Consider the following 15,296-nt stretch of genomic DNA (forward strand, 5'->3'; position numbering starts at 1 on the left):
AACATTTATTTACAGGTGACTAAAATTCATTATTTATTACAATTTTGTATACACATTATTATCCAAAAGTGATATCATATTCATATCAAATGAATATCTTATGGAGGTGCTTTTTTATGAAGGAGAAGACGCTTCGTCCTGTCAGCGGATTTTGGGTTATTGCATTGATTGCAGTTTGTTTGGGTGGTGGAATCTATGGTGCTGTTCAGGAGTATGTTGCAGTATCGGTCATTCTGTTCGTTGTAGCGGCGGTGCTATGTACGAGTATAACGGTTGTACAACCCAATCAGTCAGTTGTAGTCACCTTTTTCGGCAAATATGTAGGGACTATTACTACGAGTGGATTATTCGCAGTCATTCCGTTTAGCGTACGCAAGACGGTTTCCCTACGAGTTCGTAACTTTAACAGTGTGAAGCTCAAGGTCAATGATGTCGAAGGTAATCCGATTGAAATTGCTGCAGTTATCGTCTTCAAGGTGATTAACTCCGCTAAAGCCCTTTTTGATGTAGATAAATATATGGCTTTTGTAGAGATTCAGAGTGAAACAGCGCTGCGTCATGTAGCTAGCAAATACCCTTATGATAACTTCAATGAATCTGGCATGTCCCTGCGTGCCAATGCAGATGAAATTGCTAAAGAGTTAGCGACTGAGCTCCAAGATCGCTTGTCCTTATCTGGTGTAGAAGTCATTGAAGCCCGGCTTACACACTTGGCTTATTCAACAGAGATTGCCAGCACAATGTTGCAGCGGCAGCAAGCATCTGCCATTCTGTCTGCTCGTCAAATCATTGTAGAAGGTGCAGTTGGCATGGTCGATATGGCGATTAAACAGCTTAAAGAGAGCGGCGTTGTGGAACTTGACGAGGAACGTAAAGCGGCGATGATCAATAATCTGATGGTGGCGATCGTGTCGGAGCGCGGAGCGAGTCCGGTCATCAACGCCGGCTCGTTGTATTAAGGCGGTGCATCATGGCGGCCAAGAAAAGCTTTCCATTGCGGATCGATCCGGATCTGCATGAGGCGTTGGAACGTTGGGCGGGAGAGGAATTTCGCAGTGTAAACGGACATATCGAATACTTGCTGCGTGAGTCTTTGAAACGTGCAGGCCGCTTACCTGAAAGGAAACGCCGAGAAGAGTAACCTGTTAAGGACAGTTCTAGCGTTATTTCTTGGATGCAGAACTATCCGTGTAGGTGACTGCTACCGGGGTTTACAAAACTTTGCCCCCTCTACAGACTTGACTGTCAGAGAGGACAGATTTATAATTACTCCATAATTCACGTTAACAGCATTGACAAAGATATGAATTGATTGTTCTGGACCGTTCAGAGAGAGGGAACATTGGCTGTAATTTCCTCCGGTATCTACTATCGATTTACCCCTTTGTAGCTGCGGTTATGAATTCCCTGAAATGGGATAGTAAGAACCGCCGGTTCATGGTCGTTATTCCATGCTTACGAAGGATTCTGTCTCAACTCTGTTTTAAGAGCGGATTGAGAGAATCGAATTTGGGTGGAACCACGGGTGCAATCGCTCGTCCCTTTGCGGGACGGGCGTTTTTTGTATGCGTGGATATTTCCGTTCCGCAAAATTTAATATGGCCGCTTGGCTTAACGATATGAAGGAGGAATTTGAATGGTAAGTATTAAACTTCCGGACGGCTCCGTTCGGGAATACGCAGAAGGTAGTAATATTGATGATGTAGCGGCTTCTATTAGTAGTGGACTTCGCAAAAACGCGGTAGCAGGGAAATTAAACGGTATTGTCGTGGATCTGTCTACTCCGCTTGAGGAAGGCGCATTGATAGAGATCGTAACTTTGGATTCGGCTGAAGGCTTGGAAGTTATACGTCACAGTACTGCCCACTTGATGGCACAAGCTGTAAGACGTTTGTACGGAACGAAGGAAGTTAAGCTTGGTGTAGGTCCGGTTATCGAAGATGGCTTCTACTACGATATGGATTTGGAGCATCCGCTTAATCCAGAAGATTTGTTAAAGATCGAAAAGGAAATGGATCGCATTATCTCTGAGAACCTTCCAATCGTACGTAAGGAAGTTAGTCGCAAGGAAGCGCTGGAAATATTCGGTGAGCTAGGCGATCCTTACAAGCTTGAACTGATTGAAGCGTTGCCTGAAGATAGTGTGATTACGATCTATGAACAAGGCGAATTCTTCGACTTGTGCCGTGGACCACACGTGCCGTCGACTTCCAAGATCAAAGTCTTTAAATTGATGAATGTAGCGGGTGCTTACTGGCGCGGCGACAGCAAGAATAAAATGCTTCAACGCGTATACGGTACCGCTTGGATCAAAAAAGCGCAGCTCGATGAGCATCTTCGCCTGCTAGAAGAAGCGAAGAAACGCGATCACCGTAAGCTGGGTAAAGAGCTTGAAATCTTCACATTTAATCAATTGGTAGGCCAAGGCTTGCCAATCTGGTTGCCTAAGGGTGCCAAACTGCGCAGTATTCTAGAACGTTACATCGTGGATCTGGAAGCAAGTCTCGGATACCAGCATGTATATACTCCGGTTCTTGGTAATGTTGAGCTTTATAAAACTTCTGGACACTGGGAGCACTATCAAGAAGACATGTTCCCTAAAATGACTATTGATAATGAGGAATTCGTTCTTCGTCCTATGAACTGCCCGCATCACATGATGATTTATAAGAGCTCCATGCACAGCTACCGTGATCTCCCGATCCGTATTGCTGAGCTTGGTATCCAGCACCGTTATGAAATGTCGGGAGCATTGACTGGCTTACACCGTGTACGTTCAATGACTCTTAATGACTCACATATTTTCTGCCGCCTGGACCAAATTAAAAGCGAGTTCATTCGTGTAATTGAGCTGATTAAACAGGTATACAGTGACTTTGGCATTAATGACTATCGTTTCCGGTTGTCCTATCGTGATCCTAAGGATACTGAGAAATATTACGCTAATGACGAAATGTGGGAAACTGCACAGCGTATGCTGCGTGAGGTTGTAGAGGAAGCGGGTCTGCCATTCTACGAAGCAGAAGGCGAAGCTGCATTCTACGGTCCTAAGCTGGATGTACAGATCAAAACTGTATTAGGTAAAGAAGAGACTCTTTCCACAGTACAGATCGACTTCTTGCTGCCTGAACGCTTTGAACTAGAATATATCGGCGATGATGGTCAGAAGCACCGTCCAGTTGTTCTACACCGCGGTATTTTGGGAACAATGGAGCGCTTTGTTGCTTTCTTGTTAGAGAATTTTGCAGGATCACTGCCACTCTGGCTTTCACCACAGCAGGTTAAAGTTATTCCTGTATCTACTGCCTTCGACGATTATGCTAAGGAAGTTACGGACAAGTTGCGTCGCCGTGGCATCTCAGCTGAGGCAGATCTGCGCAATGAGAAACTTGGCTATAAGATTCGTGAAGCTCAGCTGGAGAAAATGCCATACATGTTCGTAGTCGGCGAGAATGAGATGAATGCTGAGACAGTTTCCATCCGTAAACGTGGGGAAGGCGATATTGGAGCTAAGCCGCTTCAAGAAGTCATTGAGCTACTGGCTCAGGAAATTGCAGACCGTGTAATCTCCTAATTACTTGTAATAATCAACACCGAAATTACGTCTAATAACGACCTCTGTCATATGCCCATGAGGATCAAAAATTGATCTTTATGTATAAAATTTTGTGAATCGGGAAACCTTCGCTAATAAGGGGGAGGTTTATCACATGAACAAAATGGGCATATTTCAGAGGTTTTGGTGTCTTTTCGTCACAATAGTTCTACTGTTGACTGCTGCAGGTATCATTCCTGAATCAAAGCATCAAGCAGTTGTGGCTAATGGGACAGGAGACACATTACAGCGTACCGACATTAGCAAAACGCTTTCGAATGAGGTGCAACATACCCAGGCTAACTCTGGTTCAATGAGAACCAAAGATCAACAAGCTATTCTTACAACAGGCCGCGCCACAATATTGTTTAACGAGTCACATGCAAGCTCACCTGTAATACCTGCGACAACAAAAAATAAACCAGCAGCTACAAAGTCACCACAGAGCACCAAAACTCCTGCCATCAAAGCTCCAACCACCAAAGGGAACGGGGGCACTGGTTCTTCAAAATCACCGAATTCTGTTCCTGTAGCTGCGCCAGCTGCTGACCAGATTATTACTTCAATGAAAGTGATGGCGACGGGTTATACTGCGGGTTATGAATCTACAGGTAAAACATCTAAACATCCCGAATACGGAATCACCTATTCAGGTGTGAAAGTACGTAGAGATAAGAATACAGTCTCGACCATTGCTGCTGACCCTAAAGTAATACCGTTAGGGAGTATACTTTATATACCTGGCTATGGTTACGGCATAGTTGCGGATACAGGATCTGCCATTAAAGGACGGAAGATTGATCTGTATTTTGCTACTACGAAACAGGTGTATAAGGAATGGGGCAAAAAATCAGTTGTAGTTCAGCTCATTAAGCGTGGCAACGGTACATGTACGGAAGTCATGCTGAAGAAGCTCAGCCAGGCGATTGAGACTTATAATGCTGTACCGCAATCCCTGCTGGAAGAATCCATTTAAGATTTAGGGTAAGTATTTCAATGAATTTGGTGGATTGAACTTATTTTCACTTGGTCATGCATAATAGTGACATCACCTTGCCATAATACGGACTGGGGCAGAGCATTAGCCTCATCCGAGATGTTCTCTTAGTAAGCATTATCTATGCTGCATAAGGGATAAGGGAGGTGAATTCCGTGGCCAATAATAAAAAATCTAAAGTTCAAGAAAATTACAAAACACCGAATGAAAAATACAATGCTGAGTTTGCTGTTGAGAATGACGGCACTACTAAGCAAAGTGGAAATACTTCTAAACCAGCTCAGAAACCGCAACAATAATGCGATACTGAAGCAGAAGAATGCTGAATAAAGAGACTGTCCCAGATCAGTTTATAACTGAGGGACAGTCTTTTTTTCATATATATAGTAGTATATTGAATATTATCCCATACGTCTCCGTCTAGAGACTGAGTGGAAGTTCCTTCTCTCGCCGCTGTTTATAAGTGACTAATTCCTGTAGACTAAGGCTATAAGATTGAAGAAGAGAGCGTTCCACTAATTTAAAGGGGAAATGGAATATGAAAAGAAGGTTCACTAGTCAGATTTTTGGCGGTCTGATCCTGATAGGGATTGGAGCCATGTTTCTACTCAGACAATTGGGTTACACCGATTTCAGCTTAGGTTATGTGATCTCAAACTATTGGCCTGTTGTCTTGATATTAATGGGGATGAAGCGACTTCTGGGTACAGGAGACGAACACTCAAAGGGCGGGTCTTCACCTATTGGTGGTTTTTTCTTTCTGGCGATCGGAGTGTTCTTCCTTGGACGGAATTTGGACTGGTTCGATATTTCAGCAGGGGAATTTTTCAAAATGTTCATTCCAGTCATGTTGATTGGCGGCGGACTTTATGTGATTTTTAAACCGCGAGGTTCAGTTCCACCTGTGCCACCAACTCCACCGACACAGCCTGACTACTTTCCTTCAGGAAAAAGCTCACTGGACGTGGAACCGCCAAAACCGCTGGATTCCACACTAGATGAGCAATTCGAGCAGAAATTCGGCAAACCTTCCGGTCAACGAGACTGGAAGATTAATCTTCAAAAAGATGAAGAAGAGGATGAGGACGAAACTGGAGCTTTTAAGTCCACCGCTGAATCACGTTGGCAGGAGAAACAGGAGCGCCATGAGCGCAGACGTCAGGAACGTCATGAGCGTCACGCTAGAAGACATGGGGAATGGCATGAGGAGTTCCATGAGTCAGGGAGTAACAAAGAGTCGACCAATCGCTCTGCTTTTATCGGGGATGTCCACATGGGTCGCGAGCATTTCCAACTGAAGAATACGAATGTCTCGCAGTTTATCGGCGATACTGTCTTGGATCTGACGAATGCACAAATTGCTTATGGAGAGACTAAAATTAATATCTCCGCTTTTATAGGTGACATCAAGGTGTACATTCCAAATGATATGGATCTTGGCATCTCAGTGAACAGCAGTTCTTTTATCGGCGATATGGAAGTACTAGATCAATCACGCAGTGGATTTATGAGCAGTGTTCAATGTAAGACGCCTTATTATAAAGAAGCCGGCAAAAAAGTTCGCATTAACGTAAGTGCTTTTATAGGTGACATTAAAGTTAAAACGGTGGGTTAGATGGGGACGATCATAAGTAATACCAAATGGTTATTGACGCTCTATTTTTTGCTCAGTGGAGGAGTAAGTGCTGGGTTAATGTATGCGGGCGCCTGCCTTGGTTACATCGAAGTTGAAGATTATCGCATGTGGCTGTATCTGTGTATTGGTATCGTGTTATTCACCGTAATTATTGGCTATATGGCAGGCAAGCGGATTCAGCGCCGGATTGATCATCTGGATCTGAACATGCTGCAGGTGGCAAAAGGAAATCTTTCTGTGCGGATGCCAGAGAGTGACGACCAGTCTTTTGCGAGAGTGTATCACGAATTTAATGTCATGATGGATACGGTCGAGAACAAGATGCAGCTTCTGCAGCGATTGGGTGAACAAGAGGTTATTGAGAAGGAACAGGCAGCGGAGAGTGCGGTGTTGGAGGAAAGAAGGCGAATGGCCCGGGATTTGCATGATACGGTGAGCCAACAGCTTTTTGCCATCCACATGTCGGCTTCTTCGCTGCCTAAAGTGCTGAAGGTCAATGAAGCTCAAGGTCAATTGGTAATGGATCAGTTAATTGCAATGTCACAGATGGCACAAAAGCAGATGAGAGCGCTCATTGCACAGTTGCGACCAGTGGAGCTGGAAGGCAGGAATCTATTCGAAGCTCTGGAAAAATGGTTCCCTGACTATTGTCGCCAGAACGGTTTAAAAGGAATGAAGGAGCTTGAGCTACAAGGAGAATTATCTGAGGCAATTGAACATCAGTTATTCTTGATTATTCAGGAGGCTATGGCGAATATTGTGAAGCATGCTGAAGCTAGACTGGTAAGTCTATCGCTGCGTGAAGGGTCAAGACAGGTTGTGCTGAGTATTAGTGATGACGGTCAAGGCTTTGAACATATACAGCAAAAACAGGGTTCGTACGGTCTCACCACTATGCGCGAACGTGCGGAGAAACTGGGCGGACAAGTGGAGATTATTAGCCGTAAGGGTGCGGGAACGACCATACGCGTACATATCCCTAAGTTTGTTCAAGGGAACTCTGAGTTAGAGAAAAAGAGTGTGCTAGGAACAGATACACAGGACGAGGAGGAATAGAGTATGAGTGTCATAAGAGTGTTGCTCGTAGATGATCATGATATGGTACGGATGGGTCTCAAAACATATCTGATGCTGGAGCCGACGTTTGAGGTTATAGGAGAAGCAGCGAATGGACAGGAAGCGTTGGAGATGCTCCGTGCTGGTGGACATGAAGGCTTACCCGATCTCGTGCTAATGGATCTGATGATGCCTGTGATGAATGGTGTGGAGACTACTCGTGCAGTGCTGTCAGAATTTCCTGGTCTCAAAATCGTTATCTTGACGAGCTTCCTTGAGGATGACCTCGTCGTGGACGCTATAGAAGCTGGAGCAGTCAGCTACGTGCTCAAAACTGTATCAGCAGAAGAGCTGATCTACGCATTGCAAGGTGCATTCCGTGGAATGCCAGTCATGACTGGTGACGTATCACAAGCGCTAACACGTGGCATTCGCCAACGTACCGTGCAAGGCGATTCCTCCGGTTTGACGGAGCGTGAGAAGGAGGTCTTGCTACTCATTGCCGAGGGCAAGACCAATAAGGATATCGGCGAGGAGCTACATATCAGCATCAAAACGGTGAAGACGCATGTCAGCAACCTGCTGATGAAATGCGAGCTGGATGACCGTACCCAGTTGGCTATTTATGCTCATCGGAAGGGTTGGGCTCAGGGTTAGGGTTAGGGTTTGGTTTATGATGCATTACGGTAGACTATCGGTGCTTAAAGGTAATAGGTTATTGATTTTTAAAGTAGGTTATACGGAAATCCTCCTTATTAATTTGAGTTTTGCACTTGTCCAAAGGATTAAAGGGAAATCCTCCGTCTAAATCCTTCATTTTTCTCATAAACGGATATATTACAGAGAATTATAGGGAGATATTCCTATTAATTCTTGATTTCTTGTGAAATTCGGCTAATTATAGGGAGGTTTTCCCTATAATAAAGTTGTTTGACTTCTCTCGCTGCGGTGTCCATACGTTTATTGCGGAGCAAGCTGAATTTTTTTATATTCTTCCAGTTTGTTGTTTGTTGTTTGTTGTTTGTTGTTTGTTGTTTGTTGTTTGGCGTTTGTAGATTGTTGATTTTTCATTTTTTGTTTATTGTTTTTTTGTCTTTTGTCTTTTGTCTTTTGTCTTTTGTCTTTTGTCTTTTGTCTTTTGTCTTTTGTCTTTTGTTGTTTGTCTTTTATGTTGGAAGTTCGGGCCGCGACGTTTTCCGCGCCCGAGCTTCTTTTTTTACTTCCCTGCCTAGGGATTGGGTATCAGAGCAAAAAGTTTACGTCCGCCTTTGAAATCATGTTCCACCCGCAGGGTCAATTCAAAGGAACATGATTTCAAGAGCGGTGTAGCCTGAAACCCAATCCCGCCTAACAGCGGTGTCCCGCCTGAAACCCAGTCCCGCCATATCCGCCTATATCTTTTATCTCCGCTTAAATTGTTTTTAATGTGACGTTAAGGTTTAAAGTACAAAATAAGAAACAAGAAAACAAATTAATCCTTGTCAGGCGACAGGATGCAGGAGGTAAATAAACATGGACGATAACAAAAACAACTTTAATCGTGACAATGGACCAGCACCAGATCGGGATTGGGACAATAATAACCATAATAGCAATAATAATCAGTCATCCGAATCAGGATCATCATACTACTATTCTTACGGACCTTTTAAATCTTTGAACAAAGATGAAAGTAACGTAGACGGAAGTGCTCAGCATTACAACCGGATGGAGCCGGAGCGGGTCGAGATTACACCTCCACAGCCCGTAAAACCACTGCCATATAACACTTCACTTCGCAATACTGGCTATGATGGTAATGGCGGTGGACGAGGTGGAAACGGCGGAGGCGGCGGAGGCGGATCTGAGGGTGGCGGTGGCTGGCAATTTAATAAAAAGCCAAAAAGCTCAGTGAAAACAGTATTGATTTCTTTCCTAGCGGGTATGGTCGTTCTCTCAGGTTCTATGTTCATGGCAGATCGAGGCAACTGGTTCACAGGGGACGCAGCAACTATTGCGAGCTCAGGATCGAATGGAACGGCGAAGACAACGAATGAGAGTGCTAATACTACACCGAATACTACTACTACATCATTGGTGAAAGGATCTCGTGATGTGACGGGTGTAGTTGATGCGGTTGGACCAGCGGTCGTCAAGATTGAGACGCTAGTAAAAATGGGTTCGCGTAATGGAAGTTCAACCAGACCGAACCTGAGTGATCCGTTCTCTCAATTTTTCTTCGGAGATCAATATGGTGGAAGTGGTTCTTCACAAAATGAGCAGGATTCTAAGTCAGGTTCAGATTCGTCATCACAGCTCATCCCTCAGGGTATAGGAACAGGCTTTATTTATGAAAAATCAGGATATATTTTGACCAACCAACACGTTATAGAAAATGCCGATGTAATCCAAGTTACAGTAGATGGCGTTACCAAACCATATGAAGCAAAATTGCTAGGCTCTAGCAAAGATCTGGATTTGGCAGTGCTGAAGATTGAAGGAGACAAGGACTTCCCTACAGTAGCACTTGGGGATTCGGATAGTCTGAAAGTAGGTTCAGAAGTGGTTGCTATCGGTAACCCACAAGGCTTCGACCATACAGTAACTTCTGGTGTTCTAAGTGCAAAAGGACGCAGCATCGATATTAACGAAGAAGATGGCAGTGGAACACGCAACTACAAAAACCTACTGCAAACTGACGCTTCTATCAACCCTGGTAATTCCGGTGGTCCACTGCTCAATATGAATGGACAGGTAATCGGTATGAACGTAGCCGTTAGCACAGATTCCCAAGGTATAGGCTTCGCTATCGCTGTAAATACGATTAAAGAAGTTGTAGATAAACTAGAAGCGAACCAAGCGATTCCAAAAGAACCAGTTCCATTCATTGGTGCAACGCTTATGACGATTACAGATGAAGTAGCTAAGCAAATGGGCACTGATATTAAAGAGGGTTCTGTAGTTGCAGATATTATCTTTAAATCGCCAGCATATGCCGCTGACCTGCGCCCTTACGATATCATTACAGGTGCAAATGGAACAAAACATGCAACAAACCAAGATCTGATCGCTTTCATTCAAACGTTAAAAGTCGGTGACAAAGTAACACTGAATGTTGTGCGCGATGGTAAAAACATGGATCTTTCCGTTACAATCGGCAACAAAAATGATTTTGATACAACGACTACTGGGCAAAGTCAGCAACGATAATACCGGACGGTGATTTACGCGGAAGGGGCAACCCTTCCGTTTTTGTCTAATCATGGTGTGACTGCTACAATATAAATAAATAGAAATGAACAATGGGGGCTGCTTGATGCGACCGAATATTCTTATTATTGATGATGATGAAAAAATTATCTCCATGCTGCGCCGAGGGTTAGCTTTTGAAGGCTACGATGTAAAGACAGCGGTGAATGGAGCTGATGGTTTACGGGCAATCTTGAGCAGTGATCCGGATGTGGTGATTTTGGATGTGATGATGCCTCAGGTAGATGGATTTGAAGTATGTCGTCGTTTGCGAGAAGGGGGCAGTAATGTGCCTGTTCTAATGCTTACAGCCAAGGATGAAATTGAGCATCGTGTGAAAGGTCTTGATCTGGGTGCGGATGATTATCTAGTGAAACCATTTGCACTGGAAGAATTACTTGCTCGGGTACGTGCATTGCTTCGGCGTAAGAGTGAACAAAGTGGAGGTAGTGAGAAAGCGGTTTCTTACGAGGATATAACCTTGGATGTGGATTCACGTGAAGTGACACGCGCCGGCAAGAGACTGGAGCTGACGGCGAAGGAATTCGAGCTGCTGCATCTCTTTATGCAGAATCCGAAACGTGTGCTTTCGCGGGATCTGATCATGGATAAAATATGGGGTTATGATTACAGCGGTGAATCTAATGTACTTGAGGTATACATAGCTATGCTACGCCAAAAGACGGAGGAGCATGGCGGTAAACGCCTCATTCAAACGATCCGGGGTGCCGGTTACATTCTAAGAGGTGACAACTAACATGTCTATAAGATTGCGGCTGACTGCTTGGTATTCAGGGATTTTGGCCGTTATGCTGCTGGCCTTATCAGCCGCAATTTACGGTTTTGTCTATTTTAATACGTATGGTGACTTGAAAGATCGTCTAAAAGTGCAAGCTGAGCAGACGAAACCCTTGTTTAGTTACGATGTCTACAACGGAGAGTTGAAGCTTGGCGGAGTTAGACGTCCTGAAAACTCCAATATGTATACACAGATTTATACGTATGGCAGCAATAGTTTGTCGCAATCGACAAACATGATTAACTTTGGCTTACAGTTTGATTATCCTGCTAAAGATAAAATTGTAAAAGGATTTCGTAATGTTGTTGTAGACGGTAATCAGTTTTTGATCTACGAGATGCCTATCGAACTCGAGCATTTTAATAATAATCCTGTTGCTGTATTACAAGTTGCTGCCTATGTGGGTGAACAGAATAAGCTCTTGGAGCGTTTGAAAAATATATTGCTCGTCGGATCTTTTGCCACCTTGATTGCGGCGTTTACCTTTGGTTTGTTCCTAGCCCGTAAAGCGATGAGTCCCATTGGAAATGTCATTGAGGCTGCAAATGGTATTCAAACAGGAAATGACCTTAGCTCCAGAATTGAATATGATGGACCACCGGACGAAATAGGCCGTCTCATTGAGACTGTCAATAACATGCTTGGGCGTATGGAAGGGTTCTATACAGAGCTTGAGGATTCTTATGCGGCACAGCGTCGATTCGTTTCCGATGCATCACATGAGCTGCGGACTCCGCTAACGACCATTCGTGGGAATATCGATCTACTGCAAAAAGTATGGGAGATGGAGCCGGGCGAAGGGAAAATGAGTGAGGCTGATATTCGCCAGCTCTCGATGGAATCGGTGAAGGATATCGCGGACGAGTCTAAGCGGATGAGTCGTCTGGTATCGGATATGCTCTCTCTGGCACGCGCAGATACAGGGCGTACCTTCGAGATAGAACCAGTGGCACTGGAACCAATGATGACTGAGATTGCGCGTCGGGCATCATTCCTACCTCGTCAAGCGGAGTGGGTTACAGGGGATATGTCCGTTTTAAATGGAAAATATGTTGTTGGCAATAAAGATTATTTACAACAAATGCTGTTTATTTTTATTGATAATGCTTTTAAATACACGCCTTCCGGCGAGGTAAGTTTAGATACCATCTTCTATCAGAATCAAGTGGGTATTCGGATCACCGATACGGGTATTGGTATGGATAAAGATGAGGTTCCATATATTTTCGACCGTTTCTATCGTGCAGATGAATCACGTGGAATTACGGAAGGGATTGGGCTTGGCTTATCCATTGCTAAGTGGATTATTGACGAACATGGTGGGTCTGTGGAGGTTGTTACACGCCAAGGCGAGGGAACCACTTTTGTGATCTGGTTGCCACTTCTCTTTGCTCCGCCGCTGGAATAGGGTATAATTTAAAGAGTGTCCTATTACAGAAGTCAACGAAAGCAGAAAGCTGGTGAAGTCATGGAAGTCATTAAAATTTCTCCCCGGGGATATTGTTACGGAGTAGTCGATGCTATGGTAATGGCACGGCAGGCTGCGCAAAATCTCGATCTTCCCCGGCCGATTTATATACTGGGCATGATTGTTCATAATAGTCATGTCACGAATTCGTTTGAGGACGATGGCATTATTACCTTGGACGGTCATAACCGTCAGGATATTCTCGATAAAGTAGACAGTGGAACCGTTATATTCACTGCTCACGGAGTTTCACCTGAGGTGCGTAAGATGGCAAGGGATAAGGGATTGACTACGGTTGATGCTACCTGTCCTGATGTGACAAAGACGCATGATCTCATTCAGGAGAAAGTCGATGATGGCTATGAGGTTATTTATATCGGCAAGAAAGGCCATCCGGAACCGGAAGGTGCTGTCGGCATTGCGCCAGAGCATGTGCATTTAATTGAAAAAGAAGATGAGATTGCAACCTTATCCATCCCTTCTTCACGGATTGTAATTACGAATCAGACCACTATGAGCCAGTGGGATATTAAACATATTATGAAAAAGCTTCTTGAGACCTTCCCAGGTGCTGAAGTGCATAATGAGATATGCATGGCTACTCAGGTGCGTCAAGAGGCTGTAGCGGAACAGGCGGGCCAATGTGATCTAGTGATTGTCGTTGGCGATCCACGTAGCAACAACTCTAATCGTCTGGCACAGGTGTCGGAAGAAATTGCAGGTGTTTCTGCTCATCGGATTTCTGATGTGTCAGAACTTAACACAGACTGGCTGAAGGGTGTGAATATTGTCGGGGTTACTTCTGGCGCATCTACACCTACACCGATTACCAAAGAAGTCATTAATTATTTGGAGCAGTACGATTCCGAGAATCCCGAAACATGGGAGATCAAGCGTACAGTGAATATGGCGAAACTACTTCCTCCTGTTAAGAATAAGAGCGCAAGTACTACTTAATGCGCTGTAAGCGGACTTATATAATTGAGCTGAAAAGAGCGCTTAACCTCGTCTATCGAGGTTAAGCGCTTTTCTATTTAGAAAAAGCGGTTTCATCTAATTAATCATGAAATATGATTGACGATAATAGATTTCTGGGATAAAATCGCTTTATCGATTAAAAGCATAAAAGCATAAAAGCAAACACGTGTCGTAGCGAGAGGGTATTCAGCGAAAACATTATAAATTTTAAGTGTAGAGAGGAAGTTATTAAAATGATCGTCATTACATCAAATCAAACTCCAGAAGAGCAGGTTAAAAATATTATTGCAGTTATCGAAAGAGAGGGCTTGCAGGTACATCTCTCCAAAGGTGCAGATCACACGGTTATCGGTTTAGTAGGAAGTGTCACTCCTAAGCTTGCAGAACATTTGCAGCAAATGAAGGGTGTGGAGAACGTCGTGAAGATCTCCAAATCCTATAAGTTAGCTAGCCGTGATTTCCATCCAGAGGATACCATTATTGATATCAAGGGTGTAAAGATCGGTGGAGAGAATCTGGTGATTATGGGCGGACCTTGTGCCGTTGAGTCTCCAGAACAGATCGATGAGATTGCTCGGCTAGTTAAAGCTTCAGGTGCTCAGGTACTGCGTGGAGGTGCGTTTAAGCCCCGTACAGGTCCATACAGCTTCCAAGGTGTAGGTGTGGAAGGTTTGACTATGATGGCTGAAGCAGGAAAGCGTCATGGCCTGTTGACCATTACTGAGGTTATGACACCGGAGTATGTGGATATTTGTGCAGAGCATGCTGATATCCTTCAGGTGGGCACACGGAACATGCAGAACTTTGACTTGCTGCGTAAACTGGGTACATGCGGTAGACCTGTCCTTCTTAAACGTGGCTTCAGTGCGACCTATGATGAATTACTTAATGCAGCAGAGTACATTTTGGCAGGCGGAAATAAGGATGTAATGCTCTGTGAGCGCGGTATTCGTACATTTGAGACTTATACTCGCAATACGCTGGATCTATCGGCTATTCCGGTTCTACAGAGCTTAAGTCACCTTCCAGTAATCTCTGACCCAAGTCACGGCACTGGACGTCGTGAATTAGTTGAACCTATGGCCAAAGCTTCGGTTGCTGCGGGCGCAAATGGTCTAATCATCGAAATGCACACAGATCCGGACAATTCCATGACTGGTGATGGTGTTCAATCGTTATTCCCTGAGCAGTTCGATAATCTACTTAAGGATCTTGAGAAGCTGGCTCCGATCGTTGGACGTAAGTTTTCAACTTCGCCAGATACAGTTCCGGCGCTATAATATTTAACCTTATAACTATCTTGGAAGTCCTATTAACCCGTGATATAGCGGGATAGTAGGGCTTCTTTGTTGTTGGATGAGTTCAAGATGGCATGTGTATTAACAAAAATAACGGATTTCACGAAAGCGTTAGAATATCTTACATCGCTGAAAGAAATACCTGACATAAGCATTGACGATGTTAGGTTTGAGATTTATAATGACGACAGCAAATAAAAATAAAACAAGAACATTTGCATACTGTGAGGGGCTTAATGTT

General features: G+C 44.2%; 13 protein-coding genes. All 13 read left to right on the top strand.

The features are described from left to right. Positions 1–116: 116 nt before the first annotated feature. On the top strand, positions 117–959 hold the full coding sequence (locus MHH52_RS08140) for an SPFH domain-containing protein (protein ID WP_313638493.1): 843 nt from the start codon (positions 117–119) through the stop codon (positions 957–959). Between the two features lie 11 nt (positions 960–970). Further along, the gene (locus MHH52_RS08145; RefSeq protein ID WP_042125648.1) at positions 971–1,141 is read left to right on the top strand and encodes a toxin-antitoxin system HicB family antitoxin; all 171 of its coding nucleotides are present in this window, start codon (positions 971–973) and stop codon (positions 1,139–1,141) included. Between the two features lie 495 nt (positions 1,142–1,636). Then, positions 1,637–3,574: a threonine--tRNA ligase gene (gene thrS, locus MHH52_RS08150; RefSeq protein ID WP_340007815.1), complete on the top strand. Its 1,938-nt coding sequence runs from the start codon at positions 1,637–1,639 to the stop codon at positions 3,572–3,574. Positions 3,575–3,710: 136 nt separating this feature from the next. Next, entirely contained in the window at positions 3,711–4,571 is an 861-nt protein-coding gene (locus tag MHH52_RS08155; protein ID WP_340007818.1) for a 3D domain-containing protein, read from the top strand. A 176-nt stretch (positions 4,572–4,747) separates the two neighbouring features. Continuing rightward, positions 4,748–4,891 carry a hypothetical protein gene (locus tag MHH52_RS08160; RefSeq protein WP_156114753.1) on the top strand — a complete coding sequence of 48 codons (144 nt, stop codon included), beginning with the start codon at positions 4,748–4,750 and terminating at the stop codon, positions 4,889–4,891. Between the two features lie 239 nt (positions 4,892–5,130). Further along, complete coding sequence (gene liaF / locus MHH52_RS08165; RefSeq protein ID WP_340007820.1) at positions 5,131–6,207, top strand: cell wall-active antibiotics response protein LiaF; 1,077 nt, start codon at positions 5,131–5,133, stop codon at positions 6,205–6,207. Further along, entirely contained in the window at positions 6,208–7,284 is a 1,077-nt protein-coding gene (locus MHH52_RS08170) for a HAMP domain-containing sensor histidine kinase (protein ID WP_340007822.1), read from the top strand. It begins immediately after the preceding gene. Between the two features lie 3 nt (positions 7,285–7,287). Further along, complete coding sequence (locus MHH52_RS08175; protein WP_042186223.1) at positions 7,288–7,941, top strand: response regulator transcription factor; 654 nt, start codon at positions 7,288–7,290, stop codon at positions 7,939–7,941. A gap of 855 nt (positions 7,942–8,796) precedes the next feature. After that, positions 8,797–10,473 (top strand): trypsin-like peptidase domain-containing protein, encoded by a 1,677-nt coding sequence (locus MHH52_RS08180; protein WP_340007824.1) that lies wholly within the window; start codon positions 8,797–8,799, stop codon positions 10,471–10,473. A 106-nt stretch (positions 10,474–10,579) separates the two neighbouring features. Continuing rightward, on the top strand, positions 10,580–11,269 hold the full coding sequence (locus MHH52_RS08185; RefSeq protein WP_340007826.1) for a response regulator transcription factor: 690 nt from the start codon (positions 10,580–10,582) through the stop codon (positions 11,267–11,269). Position 11,270: 1 nt separating this feature from the next. Beyond that, on the top strand, positions 11,271–12,719 hold the full coding sequence (locus MHH52_RS08190; RefSeq protein ID WP_313638500.1) for a HAMP domain-containing sensor histidine kinase: 1,449 nt from the start codon (positions 11,271–11,273) through the stop codon (positions 12,717–12,719). Between the two features lie 60 nt (positions 12,720–12,779). Continuing rightward, the gene (locus MHH52_RS08195) at positions 12,780–13,736 is read left to right on the top strand and encodes a 4-hydroxy-3-methylbut-2-enyl diphosphate reductase (protein ID WP_340007827.1); all 957 of its coding nucleotides are present in this window, start codon (positions 12,780–12,782) and stop codon (positions 13,734–13,736) included. A 254-nt stretch (positions 13,737–13,990) separates the two neighbouring features. Then, the gene (aroF, locus tag MHH52_RS08200; protein WP_340007828.1) at positions 13,991–15,037 is read left to right on the top strand and encodes a 3-deoxy-7-phosphoheptulonate synthase; all 1,047 of its coding nucleotides are present in this window, start codon (positions 13,991–13,993) and stop codon (positions 15,035–15,037) included. Positions 15,038–15,296 lie beyond the last annotated feature (259 nt).

It is taken from the genome of Paenibacillus sp. FSL K6-0276 (assembly GCF_037977235.1).
GTDB lineage: Bacteria > Bacillota > Bacilli > Paenibacillales > Paenibacillaceae > Paenibacillus_AQ.

What these genes read in the sequence shown, in the direction of transcription:
- MHH52_RS08155 (WP_340007818.1), top strand. Translation starts at nt 3,711, where the DNA reads ATGAACAAAATGGGCATATTTCAGAGGTTTTGGTGTCTTTTCGTCACA.
- MHH52_RS08145 (WP_042125648.1), top strand. Translation starts at nt 971, where the DNA reads ATGGCGGCCAAGAAAAGCTTTCCATTGCGGATCGATCCGGATCTGCAT.
- liaF (WP_340007820.1), top strand. Translation starts at nt 5,131, where the DNA reads ATGAAAAGAAGGTTCACTAGTCAGATTTTTGGCGGTCTGATCCTGATA.
- MHH52_RS08185 (WP_340007826.1), top strand. Translation starts at nt 10,580, where the DNA reads ATGCGACCGAATATTCTTATTATTGATGATGATGAAAAAATTATCTCC.
- aroF (WP_340007828.1), top strand. Translation starts at nt 13,991, where the DNA reads ATGATCGTCATTACATCAAATCAAACTCCAGAAGAGCAGGTTAAAAAT.
- MHH52_RS08195 (WP_340007827.1), top strand. Translation starts at nt 12,780, where the DNA reads ATGGAAGTCATTAAAATTTCTCCCCGGGGATATTGTTACGGAGTAGTC.
- MHH52_RS08170 (WP_340007822.1), top strand. Translation starts at nt 6,208, where the DNA reads ATGGGGACGATCATAAGTAATACCAAATGGTTATTGACGCTCTATTTT.
- MHH52_RS08180 (WP_340007824.1), top strand. Translation starts at nt 8,797, where the DNA reads ATGGACGATAACAAAAACAACTTTAATCGTGACAATGGACCAGCACCA.
- MHH52_RS08140 (WP_313638493.1), top strand. Translation starts at nt 117, where the DNA reads ATGAAGGAGAAGACGCTTCGTCCTGTCAGCGGATTTTGGGTTATTGCA.
- thrS (WP_340007815.1), top strand. Translation starts at nt 1,637, where the DNA reads ATGGTAAGTATTAAACTTCCGGACGGCTCCGTTCGGGAATACGCAGAA.
- MHH52_RS08175 (WP_042186223.1), top strand. Translation starts at nt 7,288, where the DNA reads ATGAGTGTCATAAGAGTGTTGCTCGTAGATGATCATGATATGGTACGG.
- MHH52_RS08190 (WP_313638500.1), top strand. Translation starts at nt 11,271, where the DNA reads ATGTCTATAAGATTGCGGCTGACTGCTTGGTATTCAGGGATTTTGGCC.